Annotated in this window: 12 protein-coding genes; 10 read left to right on the plus strand and 2 right to left on the minus strand. The window is 32.5% G+C overall.

Annotation, left to right across the window (positions count from 1 at the left end):
* Positions 1–19 precede the first annotated feature (19 nt).
* From Z054_RS0111105 to Z054_RS0111150, 10 genes are all read left to right on the plus strand, one after another.
* Complete coding sequence (locus Z054_RS0111105) at positions 20–1,024, plus strand: sensor histidine kinase (RefSeq protein ID WP_024770139.1); 1,005 nt, start codon at positions 20–22, stop codon at positions 1,022–1,024.
* A complete protein-coding gene (locus Z054_RS0111110) occupies positions 1,021–1,698 on the plus strand; it encodes a LytR/AlgR family response regulator transcription factor (RefSeq protein WP_024770140.1) in 678 nt (225 codons plus the stop codon). Before Z054_RS0111105 ends, Z054_RS0111110 begins: the two co-directional genes overlap by 4 nt.
* A gap of 186 nt (positions 1,699–1,884) precedes the next feature.
* Positions 1,885–2,301 (plus strand): HYC_CC_PP family protein, encoded by a 417-nt coding sequence (locus tag Z054_RS0111115; RefSeq protein WP_024770141.1) that lies wholly within the window; start codon positions 1,885–1,887, stop codon positions 2,299–2,301.
* A 103-nt stretch (positions 2,302–2,404) separates the two neighbouring features.
* Positions 2,405–6,139 carry an efflux RND transporter permease subunit gene (locus tag Z054_RS0111120; protein WP_024770142.1) on the plus strand — a complete coding sequence of 1,245 codons (3,735 nt, stop codon included), beginning with the start codon at positions 2,405–2,407 and terminating at the stop codon, positions 6,137–6,139.
* Positions 6,136–7,371 carry a TolC family protein gene (locus Z054_RS0111125; protein ID WP_024770143.1) on the plus strand — a complete coding sequence of 412 codons (1,236 nt, stop codon included), beginning with the start codon at positions 6,136–6,138 and terminating at the stop codon, positions 7,369–7,371. Before Z054_RS0111120 ends, Z054_RS0111125 begins: the two co-directional genes overlap by 4 nt.
* Before the next feature lie 13 nt (positions 7,372–7,384).
* Complete coding sequence (locus Z054_RS28300; RefSeq protein ID WP_024770144.1) at positions 7,385–7,945, plus strand: DUF3347 domain-containing protein; 561 nt, start codon at positions 7,385–7,387, stop codon at positions 7,943–7,945.
* 47 nt (positions 7,946–7,992) lie between these two features.
* The gene (locus Z054_RS0111135) at positions 7,993–8,553 is read left to right on the plus strand and encodes a helix-turn-helix domain-containing protein (RefSeq protein WP_024770145.1); all 561 of its coding nucleotides are present in this window, start codon (positions 7,993–7,995) and stop codon (positions 8,551–8,553) included.
* Positions 8,554–8,628: 75 nt separating this feature from the next.
* A complete protein-coding gene (locus tag Z054_RS0111140) occupies positions 8,629–11,130 on the plus strand; it encodes a heavy metal translocating P-type ATPase (protein ID WP_024770146.1) in 2,502 nt (833 codons plus the stop codon).
* 18 nt (positions 11,131–11,148) lie between these two features.
* Complete coding sequence (locus Z054_RS0111145; protein ID WP_024770147.1) at positions 11,149–11,862, plus strand: PepSY domain-containing protein; 714 nt, start codon at positions 11,149–11,151, stop codon at positions 11,860–11,862.
* Positions 11,855–13,573: an efflux RND transporter periplasmic adaptor subunit gene (locus Z054_RS0111150; protein WP_024770148.1), complete on the plus strand. Its 1,719-nt coding sequence runs from the start codon at positions 11,855–11,857 to the stop codon at positions 13,571–13,573. The genes Z054_RS0111145 and Z054_RS0111150 overlap by 8 nt, the downstream gene beginning before the upstream one ends.
* Positions 13,574–13,620: 47 nt before the next feature.
* On the opposite strand, the gene Z054_RS0111155 is transcribed toward Z054_RS0111150, so the two are convergent.
* Both Z054_RS0111155 and Z054_RS30135 read right to left on the minus strand, forming a co-directional pair.
* Entirely contained in the window at positions 13,621–14,349 is a 729-nt protein-coding gene (locus Z054_RS0111155; RefSeq protein WP_035091475.1) for a LytR/AlgR family response regulator transcription factor, read from the minus strand.
* Positions 14,349–15,380 carry a sensor histidine kinase gene (locus Z054_RS30135; protein WP_024770150.1) on the minus strand — a complete coding sequence of 344 codons (1,032 nt, stop codon included), beginning with the start codon at positions 15,378–15,380 and terminating at the stop codon, positions 14,349–14,351. Before Z054_RS30135 ends, Z054_RS0111155 begins: the two co-directional genes overlap by 1 nt.
* Between the last annotated feature and the right edge of the window lie 158 nt (positions 15,381–15,538).

Raw genomic sequence — 15,538 nt, forward strand, 5'->3', positions numbered from 1 at the left:
TTAAATTTACGAGAAGCGTATGAAAAAAGTGTTCGAAATAAAATATTTTGAAATAGGATTACACTTCCTGTTTTGGATATTATACTTTACCTATCCCATTATTAAATTTGGGGATCATAACAGGTTTTCTTTTGATTTTAGTGAGGCAGTATTAAATACAGTTTTTATTGGAGTTTCTGTATACATCGCTCATTTTTTCTTAATAAAAAATTACAGAAGTATAAAAGCTGTGATAATATTTTTATTAATGTTTTTTTTAATTGTGTATCTAAATTGTTATTTGAATGGTAAAACTTGTCAATGCAATTTTAGACTTTGTTTTATTAATAAAACAGTAGAATATCTATTGATAAATGCCTTTTTTTTGGCAATATTTACGATTAAGAAGAATATCATTAGTAACCAAATATTAGAAAGAACAGAACAAGAACGAGTTCAGGCAGAGTTAAAAAGCCTTAAAGCACAGCTAAATCCTCATTTTTTATTCAATACCTTAAACATGTTGTACTCTAATGCAATCCTTAAGGATGAAGTTTTGGCAGATAAAATTCTAAAACTCTCTGATAGCCTTCACTATTTAATGCATGAAGGAGAAAAACCAAATGTACCTTTGTTGCAAGAGATTGAATTTATTAATGGATATATAGAATTACAAAAGGCCCGATTAGGAAAAAAAATTGATATTAAATTTTCAAATACTTTGGATAACCCAAAACAGAATATACCACCATTGTTGATGATTCCTTTTATTGAAAATGCATTTAAGTATTCTAGTATGGTAGAAGGAAAGAAAATACCTCTTAGTATTGATGTGAAACTTGCAAATAATGTACTCAATTTATGGATCGAAAACCGATATGATCCCAGTTATTCTTCAAAACAGTCAGAAGTATGGAAAGATAGTGGTATTGGTATAGAAAATGTAAAAAAGAGATTAGCTTTATTGTATCCATCTAAGCATACTCTTACTATTGAGTCATTAGAAAATACTTTTAAAGTGAATTTAAAAATTGATCTAAAATGAAATGCATCATTATAGAAGATGAACTGCCTGCACAGCAATTATTGATGAAATATATTGGGCAGTCCTCAGATATTGAATGTGTTGGCGTTTTTGAGTCGGTTTCAGAATTACCTTTATATGTCCTAAACGAAGTAGATTTTATATTATTAGACATACAATTGCCAGGAGCTAATGGTTTAGATTTCTTAAAAAGTTTAGAAATAAAACCTAAAGTTATTATTACAACTGCCTATAGAGATTATGCAATTGATGCTTTTGAAGAAGCTGTAGAGGATTACCTACTCAAACCTTTTTCTTATCATAGATTTTTAAAATCTGTAATGCGAATACAAAACACCCTTACAGATAAAAATACGATTCATAATGAAAAAGAACTATTTGTATATACAGACAAAACCTTTTACAAAATAATTAAAAATGATATTTATTATATCAAATCAGAAGCAGACTACATATATATCTATTATGGCGAAAAGAAACTACTAGTTCAAGATAGTCTGAGTAATTGGGAATATAAACTTAAAGAAGATGGATTTATAAGAATCCATAGGTCCTACATCATTAATTTTAGAAAAATTGACAAAATAGAAGGGAATCTTGTGCATATAGAAAAAGAAGCCATTCCTATCGGGAAAACGTATAGAACATCTTTCTTTAATATCATTAAGAAGTAAAATAAACCCATTTTGGAACTATAAAATGCGATTATTAGACAACTAAAGGCGAAATAATTGACCTTAATTTTTATTGAAAAATCTTTTGATTTGAGAAGTATTTAGGGTTTTATTCCTTAAGAACAAAGATTAAACTTCTGTTAAACAAAATTCGTTATATCTATTTTTTGTAGATTTGTTACATAAATGAAAAAGTTTATCCATAAAATATCGGCTGTTTTAATGGCAATGGTAGTGTTGATATCTACTATGTCGTTTACATTAGATATGCATTATTGTGGAAATACTTTGGTGGACGTTGCTTTGTTTAAAGAAGCAAAGACCTGCGGAATGGAACAACAAGTTTCTAGTTCAATTGCATGTTCGGTAATGGCCAAAAAAAGTTGTTGTACTGATAAGCAACTTAATTTTGAAGGACAGGATGAACTTCAAAATTCATTTGATAAAATCACTTTAGAGCAACAGGCTTTTGTTGCAATTTTTTATTACTCATATATAGACCTTTTTGAAGGACTTGAGGATAATGTCATCCCTTTTAAAGAGTATCCGCCTCCTTTCTTAGTCAAGGATATTCATGTGCTTAACGAAACCTTTCTTATTTGATACATTGATAATTAAATTATGCCCAATGGAGATTCATGTGGGCTAGAGTTGTTGTTTGTAATCCAAAAACAACGCCTTTTTCTAATTATCAAATAATCAGTATATGCTAAATAAAAGCATCAAATTTCTTATTGAGAATAAATTGGTTGCAGTCCTTTTACTAGCTCTTTTTGTAGGATGGGGTGTTGTAAATGCACCATTTGGTTGGCAAACAGGAATATTACCTAGTGACCCCGTAGCAGTCGATGCTATACCAGATATTGGCGAAAACCAGCAAATTGTATTTACAAAATGGCAGGGGCGATCACCACAAGATATCGAGGACCAGATTACGTACCCTTTAACTACTTCACTTTTAGGAGTGCCAGGAGTAAAAACTATTCGTAGCTCTTCAATGTTTGGGTTTTCAAGTATTTATGTCATTTTTGAAGAAGATGTAGAATTCTACTGGAGTAGGAGTCGTATTCTGGAGAAACTAAATTCATTACCATCAGGATTATTACCAAATGGAGTAAACCCAAGTTTGGGGCCAGATGCAACTGGATTGGGCCAGATTTTTTGGTACACCATAGAAGGGCGAGACGAAAACGGAAATGTAACTGGTGGTTGGGATTTGCAAGAACTAAGAAGTGTTCAGGATTACTATGTGAAATATGCGTTATCATCTGCTGGTGGAGTATCAGAGGTGGCCTCTGTCGGTGGATACGTACAAGAATATCAGGTAGATGTAAATCCAGAGCTAATGCGCCAGTATAATATTAGTTTGCAGCATGTTGTTAATGCTGTTAAGCAATCAAATAGGGATATCGGCGCACAGACGTTAGAAATTAACCAGGCAGAATATCTAGTTCGCGGTCTGGGATATATAAAATCTATTGCAGATATAGAAAATGCAGTAGTAACGTCTGAAGAATATACTTCAATACGTATTAAAGATATTGCCAGTGTTAGTTTAGGGCCAGAAGCCAGAAGAGGTATTTTGGATAAGGAAGGTGCAGAAGTAGTAGGAGGTGTGGTAGTAGCACGTTATGGAGCAAATCCATTAGAGGTTATCAATAATGTAAAAGACAAAATTACCGAACTCAGTACCGGTTTACCATCCAAACAATTAAAAGACGGTCGTACTTCACAATTAACGATAGTTCCTTTTTATGATCGAACCGAACTTATTCATGAAACAATAGGTACACTTAACGAGGCTCTTACCTTAGAAATTTTGATCACCTTTCTTGTTGTCATTATTATGGTATTTAATCTCAGAGCTTCAATCCTTATTTCGGGACTTTTACCCGTAGCCATTTTGATGGTTTTTATAGCTATGAAATTGTTTGGAGTCGATGCTAATATTGTTGCTTTATCCGGTATTGCTATTGCTATCGGTACGATGGTAGATATGGGAGTGATACTTTCAGAAAATATTATAAGGCATCTGGATGATAATAAAAATCATTTACCGGTAAATACAGTAGTATATAATGCTACTGCAGAAATTTCTGGAGCAATATTGACAGCAGTACTAACTACGATAATCAGTTTTATACCTGTATTTACAATGATTGGTGCAGAAGGAAAGCTATTTAGACCATTAGCATTTACCAAAACAATGGCACTTACAGCATCAATTATAGTAGCCTTATTCTTTATTCCACCATTTGCTGCTTTTCTATTCAGAAAGAAAAACATCAAAACCTCAGTGAGTTATGTGATCAATAGTGTTTTAATTGTATTAGGATGTATAGTAGTTCTTAATGGTATGTGGTTAGGTGTAATTTTGATAGCTTTTGCAATAACAACTATTCTTAACTTAAGAGGTATAGTTTCACAAGACCATACTAATTTGATCAATATTAGTATAGCAGTAGTAACAATAGTACTCTTGTTATCAGAATATTGGAGACCAATGGGTGCAGGTAAAAGTATGTTCGTGAACCTCATTTTTGTAGGGGTTATTTGCTTTGGACTGTTAGGTAGTTTTACGCTTTTTAGAAAATATTATACCAGAATATTACAATGGGCGTTGAATAATAAGCTACTATTTTTATCTCTACCCACTATTATTATTGTTTTTGGTTTTTTAATCATGAAAAATATAGGAAAAGAGTTCATGCCTTCGTTAAATGAAGGATCTTTTCTATTGATGCCGACCACATTATCACATGCTGGAGTGGCAGAAAATAAGAGAATATTACAGCAATTGGATATGGCAGTAGCAAGTATTCCCGAAATTAAAACTGTCGTTGGTAAAGCAGGTAGAACAGAATCTTCACTTGATCCTGCTCCATTATCAATGTATGAGAATATCATTTTATATAAGCCAGAGTATATGCTTAATAAAAATGGGAAAAGACAACGATATAAGATTAATGATGATGGCTTATTTATAGGTAAAGATGGAAAGCTGATTTATAATAAAAACTATGATGTTAACCCTGATAAAGTCGGTAATGTATCGAAAAAGAAATATTTTTCGGTTAATAGAGAAAACCTTATTCCTGATAATAATGGCCAATTCTACCGTAACTGGAGGCCAGAAATCAAGAGCCCAGACGATATTTGGGTCCAAATCATAAAAGTAACAAAATTACCTGGGGTTACTTCGGTACCAAAATTACAACCGATAGAAACCAGATTGATAATGCTACAAACGGGAATGCGAGCCCCAATGGGTATTAAAGTAAAAGGGCAGAATTTAAAACAAATTGAAGCTTTTGGAATCCAATTAGAAGAGATACTAAAAGAAGTAGATGGAGTAAAAGAAGAAGCAGTGTTTGCAGATCGTATTGTTGGAAAACCTTATTTGCTTTTAGACATTGATAGAGAACAATTGGTACGTTATGGAGTATCGGTTGAACAGGTTCAGCAAATTCTCGAAGTAGCAATAGGAGGAATTTCACTTACACAAACGGTGGAAGGTAGAGAACGTTATGGAGTTCGAGTACGCTATCCACGCGAACTTCGGGCTAATCCAACAGATCTCGAAACTATCTATGTTCCTTTGGAAAAAGGAAGTTCGATACCGCTAAGCGAATTAGTGGATATTCGTTATGAACAAGGGCCGCAAGTGATAAAAAGTGAAGATACATTTCTAGTGGGCTATGTTTTATTTGATAAGAAAGATGGTTTTGCAGAAGTAAATGTTGTTAAGAATGCACAAAACTTAATAAAAACCAAGATCGATAATAGTGAACTGATTGTTCCAAAAGGAATAACCTATCAATTCACAGGTACGTATGAAAATCAATTGAGAGCAGAAAAGACATTATCGATTGTAGTACCTTTGGCTTTGGCCATTATCTTTTTAATACTCTACCTTCAGTTTCGCTCAATAACTACCTCATTAATAGTATTTACAGGTATTGCAGTAGCTTTTTCTGGTGGATTTTTAATGATCTGGTTATATGGTCAAGATTGGTTTTTAAACATCAATTTCTTTGATAAAAACTTGCGAGATCTGTTTCAAGTTCACACCATCAATCTAAGTGTTGCAGTGTGGGTTGGCTTCATAGCACTTTTTGGTATTGCTACAGATGATGGAGTAGTAATGGCGACTTATCTTAAACAGACTTTTGATAAAAATGAACCGAAATCCCTTAATGATATTAGAACATCTGTGATCGAAGCAGGAGAGAAGAGAATTCGCCCTTGCCTAATGACTACTGCAACTACAATTCTTGCATTATTACCAATATTAACATCTACTGGGCGTGGGAGTGATATTATGATACCAATGGCAATTCCTTCATTTGGCGGAATGGTGATTGCCCTTATAACACTATTTGTTGTACCGGTATTATTTGGCTGGAAAAAAGAAGTTCAACTTAAAAAAATGAGTAAATGAAGCATTTAAATATTATACTAGGATTTCTTTTCACTTTTCATTTAACACATGCCCAACAACTTGAATCATATATTCAGGAAGGATGGCGTAATAGTTCTAGTATTCAGTCTTTTGAGTTACGTTATGCAGTTGCAAAAGAAAAAATAAAAGAAGTGAATACTATACCTAATACTCAATTAAGTGTAGGGTACTTTGTAAGCGAACCCGAAACACGTACAGGTGCACAACGTGCAAAATTTTCTATCCAACAAAAGTTACCATGGTTTGGAACAATTACAACAAGAGAAAATTATTCTACGGCTATGGCAGAGACAGAATATGTAAATATTGTAATTGTGAAAAGAAAATTAGCCCTTTCGATTTCTCAATCGTATTATAAATTATTTGCAATACAAAGCAAACAAAAGATACTTGAAGATAATATTCTACTATTACAAACTTACGAGAAGCTGGCACTAACATCTATCGAAGTGGGTAAAAGCTCTGCAGTAGATGTATTAAAACTACAAATGCGTCAAAATGAGCTAGAACAACATAAAGCAGTACTTAAAGAAAGTTTTTTGGCAGAGCAAATAGCTTTTAATACCTTACTAAATAGAGGTTTGGGTATTGATATAGTTGTCCCTAGTGAAATGAATATGCCACCAGAAGATCCTATTACTAATACTGAAAGTTTACAACTTAACCCAGAACTACTTAAATACGATAAGATATATGAAAGCATAAAACAATCAGAATTGCTTAATCGAAAAGAAAAGGCTCCACAAATTGGTTTTGGACTTGACTATATACCAGTATCAGAGAGAAATGATGTTGCTATAAATGATAATGGTAAAGATATTATAATGCCTATGGTATCTTTTTCTATCCCTATATTTAATAAGCGTCATAATTCCCGAACTCGTCAAAACAAATTGCGCCAACAAGAAATTACAGCACAAAAAGAAGAACGATTAAACCATATGGAAACGATTTTAGGGAAGGCTGTTTCCAATAGAAATACTGCAAGAATCAAATACAATACTCAGAAAGAAAATTTAAAACAAGCCAAAAATGCAGAAGAAATACTGATAAAAAGCTATGAAACAGGAACTATAGATTTTAATGATGTGTTAGACATCCAGGAACTACAACTTAAATTTCAGCTAAATCAGATAGAGAGTATACAATTATACTATACACAAGCTGCGATTATCAATTATTTAACAAATCAAAAAAACAAAACTATTTAAAAAAGTAAACAAAATGAGAAACTTAAAAATTTATGATATAAGAGTAATTATAGTAGCAATACTAGGATTAACAATACTATCTTGCAAAGAGAATAAAACATCTAAAACAGATGAAAAACAGGAACATTCTGAAATGGGTCATAATAATGATCATAGTAGTCATGAAGGAGAGCAAACAAAGGAAGTTCAGTTTAAAAATGTAGAAACAGCAGAAGCTTTTCAGCATTATATCCATATCAAAACAGCTTTGGTAAATACAGATGCTAATGAAGCTAAAGCAGGAGCTCAAATGCTTGCCAAAGTAACAGAAAATACAGCTCTAAAAACGGCGGTTGAGGCAATAACAAATACAGATGATATCGAGGAGCAAAGAAAAGCGTTCATAGAAATTACTGCACAAATGGAAACTGCGCTTAAAGGAGCATTGTCGTCTGGAGAGGTTTATAAGCAATATTGTCCAATGGCATTTGATAATACAGGTGGATATTGGTTATCTAAAGAAAAAGAAATTAGGAACCCATATTTTGGAGATCGAATGCTAAAATGTGGTAGTGTTGCCGAAACTATTCGATAATTACACTAGCTATTCCATCTGACTTCTAAAACAATAAATACAACCAGATGAAAAAAGTTTTAATCAAAAACATGGTCTGTAACCGATGTAAAACTGTACTACAACAGGAATTTAAAAATGCTAAAATCCCTGTTGAAACAATAGAATTGGGAGAGATCATGTTTAGTAATATTGACGCCATTACTTATAAAAAAGTAAATGAAATTATTATTCGTAATGGTTTCGAAATCATAAATGATGAAGTAGCTCTTATTGTAGAACAAGTGAAATCCTATTTGATAAGTGAATTGTCGAATGATGGTATGTTAAATGAAAATCTATCTGATCTTATTTCTAAACATATACATAAGGATTATTCTGTGATAAGTAAATTGTTTAGTAGTAATGAGGGTTTGACTATAGAAAAATATTTTATTCGTCTTAAAATTGAAAAAACGAAGGAATATATTCAAATGGGAAACTTAAGTTTTTCTGAAATAGCACATTCATTGAACTATAAAAGTGGAAGTCATCTGGCAAAACAATTTAAAACAGTTACTGGGATGTCTATGAGTAGCTTTAAAAATCTACAATCGTGGGATCGTCAACCACTGGACAAAATTGTATAAGAAGAAACCATAATTATCAAATATAAAGAGATGTAAACTCAATAATTTTACTGGTTAAACATTGAAAATTAAAAAATGAAACATACATATAAAATATCTGGGATGACTTGTAATGGCTGTCGTGGTCATGTAGAGCACATACTTGATACTATGGATGGGGTGACCAGTGCGTCTGTTGATCTAGAGAAAGCAGAAGCAATTATTGAGACAAAAGAACACATTTCTTTAGCTATTTTTAAAGAGGTATTAGCACAAGAAGGAGGACGTTACAGCATTTATCTCCCTGGGACACAAGATCAGGACGATAAACCCAAACAGGTTAAACCTAAAGGAAAAGGTACAGGAGTTTTTTATTGCCCAATGCATTGCGAAGGAGATAAAACATACAATGCGTTACAGGATTGTCCTGTATGTGGGATGGATTTAGTTGAAGAAATAACATTACATACAATTGCTGTAGAACAGTATACCTGTCCAATGCATCCAGAAGTAATTAAAGATGCCCCTGGTGCATGTTCTATTTGTGGTATGGATCTAATAGTGTTACAACCAGATCTTTCTGAAGAAGAGAAGAATTATAAAAAATTATTAAGGAAATTCTGGATAGCTGTACTATTTACGGTTCCTATTTTTATAATAGCGATGTCAGATATGTTTTCGAGTAATCCGCTTAATGATATTTTGGAATTAAAATATAGAAATTGGATTCAGTTTGGACTTTCTGTTCCTGTAGTGTTCTATGCCACCTGGATGTTTTTTGAGCGTGCTTTTCGTTCTATAAAAATCTGGAACCTCAATATGTTTACTCTAATAGGCATTGGTGCGGGTACTGCATGGTTATTTAGTGTTTTAGCAATGCTTTTTCCAAGTTTTTTTCCAGATCAGTTTAAAACAGAATCAGGAACAGTACATGTATATTTTGAAGCGACCACCGTTATCTTAACACTTGTACTTTTAGGCCAGGTATTAGAATCACGAGCACACAGCAAAACAAACACTGCAATTAAGGAGCTGTTGAAACTGGCACCTAACAAAGCAATACGTGTTGTAGAAGGTAAAGAAGAAGAAATTTCTATTGATCAGATAGAATTGAATGATATACTACGAGTAAAACCAGGAGATAAAATTCCAGTAGATGGATCAATCTTTCAAGGGCAAACATCTGTAGACGAATCAATGATCACAGGTGAACCAATACCAGTAGATAAGATAGAAGGTGATCTGGTGAGTAGTGGAACCATTAATGGAAATCATTCCTTCTTATTGAAAGCAGAAAAAGTTGGAGCTGATACGTTGTTATCAAAAATTATCCAAATGGTAAATGATGCAAGTCGTAGTCGTGCTCCTATCCAAAAACTGGCAGATAGTGTTTCGGGATATTTTGTGCCTATAGTGGTTATCATTGCCTTAATCACATTTGTCATTTGGGCAGTTTATGGTCCCGAACCTACTTATGTTTATGCATTTGTAAATGCAATTGCTGTACTTATAATTGCCTGTCCATGTGCTTTGGGTCTGGCTACACCAATGTCTGTAATGGTTGGAGTTGGTAAGGGAGCTCAAAATGGTGTGTTGATTAAAAGAGCAGAAGCACTCGAAACAATGAACAAAGTGGATACTCTTATTGTGGATAAGACAGGAACCATAACTGAAGGGAAACCGGCTGTTGAAAATGTAGAAGCTTTCGGAGATCGATTTAGTAAAGAAGAAATCCTTCAATATATCATTTCTCTTAATAATTTAAGTGAACATCCATTGGCTCAGGCAACACTAAAATATGGAAAAGAACAGCATATTGAATTATTAGATGTAAGTGAATTTAAAGCTGTAACAGGGAAAGGAGTAGAAGGAAACATCGCAAATGTAAAAGTGATATTGGGTAATGCAAAAATGTTAGAATATGCCAATGTACCTATTTCAGTTGAGCTTAAAAAACAAGCTGAATCTTATCAGAAAAAAGGAAAAACAGTTTCTTTTTTATCTCTCGATCAAAATGTAGCAAGTTATATCGTTATAGGAGATAAAATCAAAGAAACTAGTCGTGAAGCTATTAAGCAGTTACAGGATAATGGAATTGATGTAATCATGCTTACCGGGGATAATTACAATACCGCCTATGCGGTCGCTAATGAGCTTAATCTCAAAAATTTTAAAGCAGAGATGTTACCCGAGGATAAACTTAGTGAAGTTAAAAAATTACAAGATAGCGGTAAAGTGGTTGCAATGGCTGGAGATGGTATTAATGATGCTCCTGCTCTTGCAAAAAGTGATGTTGGTATTGCGATGGGTACAGGTACCGATGTGGCCATTGAAAGTGCAACTATTACTTTGGTAAAAGGGGATTTACAGGGTATTGTAAAGGCAAAAAAATTAAGTGATAAAGTAATGAAGAATATCAAGCAAAATCTTTTCTTCGCACTTATTTATAACACACTAGGGGTGCCGATAGCTGCTGGAGTACTTTTTCCTTTTTTCGGAATCCTATTATCTCCTATGATTGCAGCTCTGGCGATGAGTTTTAGTTCTGTGTCAGTAATAACTAATGCTTTACGATTAAAAACAATACATATCAATTAGATATGAAAATAAATACATATGGTTAAAAGGCAAACAGCAACAAAAATTAGAAAAGCACACAGGTATTTAGGCCTCTTTTTAGGAATCCAGTTTCTGCTATGGACGGTTAGTGGCCTGTATTTTAGCTGGACAGATATTGATGATATTCACGGAGATCAGTTTAAAAATGAAAATGTTGATGTTATATCCTTTAATGACTTGATAAAACCTTCTCAAATAGAAACAAAGGAAGCCATCCAATCACTAGAACTTAAAGAAATAGATGGACAACCTTATTATTGGGTAAATGATAAGCAACTTTTTAATGCAAATACTGGAGTTACAAAATCAGAAATAACTGCTTCTGAAGCTCTGAAAATTGCAGAAAAAAATATGCATCCAGAATTAAAAGTAAAAAGTGTTGACAAAATAAGTGAAGTGGGTAATCATCATGAGTATCGAGAAAGACCACTACCTGCTTATGTTATTTCATATGAGCACTCTCAAAACGTAAAAGCATATATCTCGGTAAAAGATGGAAGTTTTCAAAGAGTGAGACACCGATCGTGGCGTTGGTTTGATTTCCTCTGGATGACTCATACAATGGACTATGAAGGAAGAGACAATTTTAATACTATCATTCTTAGAACTTTCTCTCTATTAGGATTAATAACAGTACTAAGTGGATTCACTTTATGGTTTATATCCTCACCGACAATTAGAAAAATAAAAAAAAATAAGAGTCATGAATAAGAACATCATTTATATTGGTATAGCAGTTCTTGCTGGGCTATTGGGAGGTTACTTTATTTTTGGGAATAATAATTCTACTCAACACAATCACAATAGTGATCAGGAAGACGCTACAACAAATCAAATGTGGACCTGCTCAATGCATCCTCAAATTATGCAGACAGAACCTGGCGATTGTCCAATATGTGGTATGGATCTAATTCCGGCAGGAACTAAAACTGATGGCCTTTCTGCTGATCAATTTAAAATGACCGAAAATGCAATGGCATTGGCAAATATCCAAACTACTAGAGTCGGAAATTTGACAGGAGTTGATAAAAATAAGATTATACTATCTGGAAAAATAATGGAAAATGAAGAAGCAAATGCAGTACAAGCTAGCTATTTTGATGGTAGAATCGAACAGTTGAATGTTAATTATAAAGGACAAGAAGTTAGAAAAGGGCAAAGATTAGCTACTATTTATGCACCAAACCTTGTCGCGGCACAACAAGAACTTATTACTGCGGTATCGCTTAAAGAATCCCAACCAATACTATATAAAGCTGTTCGCAATAAATTAAAGTTATGGAAACTTTCAGACAACCAAATCAATGCAATAGAGTCTTCTGGTAAAGTTCAGGAAAACTTTCCTGTTTATGCAACAGTTTCGGGTACAGTATCAGAGGTAATGAGTGCAGAAGGTGATTATGTAAAACAGGGGCAGCCTATTTTAAAAGTAAGTAACCTTAGTACGGTCTGGGCAGAATTTGATGTATATGAAAATCAAATTGCACAATTCAGAAAAGGGCAGCGAATCAATATTATCACTACTGCATATCCTGATAAAAAATTTGATGGCACAATATCTTTTATAAACCCGGTTTTAAATGCTAAAACAAGAACCATTACAATAAGAACTAACCTTAGCAATCGAGATCATCTTTTTAAGCCAGGGATGTTTGTAACTGGTAGTGTTGCAAGTAAAAATCAGGTTACAGAACAACTTATTGTTCCGGCAAGTGCTGTGTTATGGACAGGTGAGCGCTCTGTAGTCTATATAAAAGCAAATACTACCGAACCTATTTTTGAAATGAGAGAAGTACTGCTGGGAAATGCTACAGGAAATACATATACAATTCTAAATGGGCTCAATAATGGTGATGAGATAGTAACAAACGGAGCATTTACCGTTGATGCTGCAGCACAATTACAAGGAAAAAAATCAATGATGAACAAAGAAGGAGGAAAGATGATGACTGGTCATGAAGGGCATTTGGGAATGCAAATGGAATTATCAAAATCATTTCAGAAAGATTTTTTACCAGCCCTTATACCATACTTACAAATGAAAGAAGCATTTGTAGAATCTAATGTTTCTAAGGTTTCTATTTTTGCGAAAACAACAAATAAAACCTTAAAAGCAATTAAAACTTCAAATTTAAGCGAGGTAGAAAAAAATCATCTATCAAAGAGTATCAGGGTATTAGATAATATTGCCGACAACAAAGAATTAGAAAAACAAAGAACCTATTTTGTAGTATTAAATGAGAATATAGTAGCTTTAATATCTAGTTTTACCGAATTAAATACAGCAATATATGTGCAAAAATGCCCTATGGCGAATACCAATAAAGGAGCTATTTGGATAAGTGGAGAAAAAGAAATTCGTAATCCTTATTTTGGTGACGCAATGCTAACTTGTGGTAGTGTTATTAATACAATTAAATAAAAGTAAGGAAATAAGAAGAACAATATTTTTTTTAATAAATATGAGCACTATTTTTTAATAGCATGGGTTAGGTTATGTTTATAAACATTACCTATAGGAATATCAACTCCAGCTACTTTTAATCGATTCCCTTCAATAGTTTGTATTTTTTTAAGTGCTATTATATAAGAACGATGTATTCTTAAAAATTGATTTTTTGGTAAAGTCTTTTCAAAATTGGTCAATCTATCTAATGATGTAATAGTTTCGTTTTCCAGATGTATTTTGACATAACTTCCTAAGCTTTCTAGATATAAAATACTACCTAATTGAATTTGATGTATTTTTTTGTCTCCTTTTACAAATATGCTATCATTTTGATTTACAGTGTTTTTTTGATTTTCGAAAACTTGATTTTCTGTTCCATTCTGCAAACTCTCTATCATTTTCTTTTGACTCTGGGCTTTATTTATAGCTTTTAAAAACCGCTCAAAACTAAAAGGTTTTAAGAGATAATCCAGAATGTTTAACTCATAACCTTCTATAGCATATTCCTGATAAGCTGTAGTTACAATAATAAGCGGAGGATTACTTAAAGTACGTAAAAAATCCAATCCTTTAAGCTTGGGCATATTAATATCCAAAAAAATTAAATCTACATGATTTTCATTTAAATAATTCATAGCTTCAAACGCCGAATGACATTCTTTCACAACATTTAAAAATGAAAGATTAGCGCAATAATTTTTTATCACTTTATGGGCCAAAGGTTCGTCATCAATTGTAATGCAGTTCATTATAAATTTAATTTTAAATCAATAGTAAAAACAGTGTTCTTTTTAGCAATCTTAAGTTCATGTGCATTTGGATAAATTAAAGATAATCTTCTTTTCACATTTTCAAGACCGATTCCACCATCATTTTCGGTATCACTAAAATTGTTTTCAATATGTAGGTGCAATATCTTTTCTGTGGTCTGTAATTTAAAGTTTATAAATGCATTTTTTTCCATATGATCAAAACCATGTTTAAATGCGTTTTCTAAAAATACAATTAAGATCATAGGTGCAATTTGTTTTGATTCATCATCGATCTTTTTTTCGAAAGTGATAATTCCACGGTTATGATGTCTCATTTTTTGGAGTTCAATAAAATTTACTAAATATGTTACTTCTCCACCAATAGATACTCTGGGTTCTTTGCAATCATAGATTGTATAACGCATTATTTCAGACAACTTCAAAATTAATGATGGTGTTTTGTCAGATTTTTCTAGTGAAAGAGCATACAAGTTATTTAATGTATTAAAGAAGAAGTGCGGATTGATTTGATTTTTTAGTAATGATAATTCTAAATGAAGACGATCATTTTCAATCTGATTTATTTTTGAGAGCTGAATAAACCATCTATAAGATAGATTTAATAATGTAGAAATCAGTATGATAACAATCATGCCAGTGATGCCGTTTTCTGGCTTCATTTCCTGATTAGGTTGATTAAACCAATATTGATCCATTAAGGGTTCACCATAGCCTATTATATACCCCCAACCAATAATCATGATAAGGAGTAATACAATATAAATGAAGTATCGTTTTTTTACTAAATACCTGGGGATAATCCAATATATATTGAAATAAACAGGAGGGGCTATTAACAAAAGAATGCTAGTAGTAGCTTGAAGAAAATAATTAATTAAAGATGATAACGTAAACGCATTTTTATCAGAAATAACAAAACCAAATACAACTATCAAAATTATACTAAACAGTACTAAAACATGTATTAGAATATATTTTTTTCTGGTATCTAGTGTTTGGATTTTCATAGTATTCTATTCTTGGAAATAAAAATATTAAAACTATTGGAGTTAGACTATTCTAATTAATGAATACCCTAATATCATCAATGAAACTATGTTTTTTATCAATGAATAGCATTCATTAATGATAATACACTTTTTAGCTATTCATATATATAAGTTGG

Origin of the sequence: Aquimarina macrocephali JAMB N27, from assembly GCF_000520995.1 — a bacterium.
In the GTDB taxonomy this organism is placed as follows: Bacteria; Bacteroidota; Bacteroidia; order Flavobacteriales; family Flavobacteriaceae; genus Aquimarina; species Aquimarina macrocephali.

What these genes read in the sequence shown, in the direction of transcription:
- Z054_RS0111105 (WP_024770139.1), top strand. Translation starts at nt 20, where the DNA reads ATGAAAAAAGTGTTCGAAATAAAATATTTTGAAATAGGATTACACTTC.
- Z054_RS0111110 (WP_024770140.1), top strand. Translation starts at nt 1,021, where the DNA reads ATGAAATGCATCATTATAGAAGATGAACTGCCTGCACAGCAATTATTG.
- Z054_RS0111115 (WP_024770141.1), top strand. Translation starts at nt 1,885, where the DNA reads ATGAAAAAGTTTATCCATAAAATATCGGCTGTTTTAATGGCAATGGTA.
- Z054_RS0111120 (WP_024770142.1), top strand. Translation starts at nt 2,405, where the DNA reads ATGCTAAATAAAAGCATCAAATTTCTTATTGAGAATAAATTGGTTGCA.
- Z054_RS0111125 (WP_024770143.1), top strand. Translation starts at nt 6,136, where the DNA reads ATGAAGCATTTAAATATTATACTAGGATTTCTTTTCACTTTTCATTTA.
- Z054_RS28300 (WP_024770144.1), top strand. Translation starts at nt 7,385, where the DNA reads ATGAGAAACTTAAAAATTTATGATATAAGAGTAATTATAGTAGCAATA.
- Z054_RS0111135 (WP_024770145.1), top strand. Translation starts at nt 7,993, where the DNA reads ATGAAAAAAGTTTTAATCAAAAACATGGTCTGTAACCGATGTAAAACT.
- Z054_RS0111140 (WP_024770146.1), top strand. Translation starts at nt 8,629, where the DNA reads ATGAAACATACATATAAAATATCTGGGATGACTTGTAATGGCTGTCGT.
- Z054_RS0111145 (WP_024770147.1), top strand. Translation starts at nt 11,149, where the DNA reads ATGGTTAAAAGGCAAACAGCAACAAAAATTAGAAAAGCACACAGGTAT.
- Z054_RS0111150 (WP_024770148.1), top strand. Translation starts at nt 11,855, where the DNA reads ATGAATAAGAACATCATTTATATTGGTATAGCAGTTCTTGCTGGGCTA.
- Z054_RS0111155 (WP_035091475.1), bottom strand. Translation starts at nt 14,349, where the DNA reads ATGAACTGCATTACAATTGATGACGAACCTTTGGCCCATAAAGTGATA.
- Z054_RS30135 (WP_024770150.1), bottom strand. Translation starts at nt 15,380, where the DNA reads ATGAAAATCCAAACACTAGATACCAGAAAAAAATATATTCTAATACAT.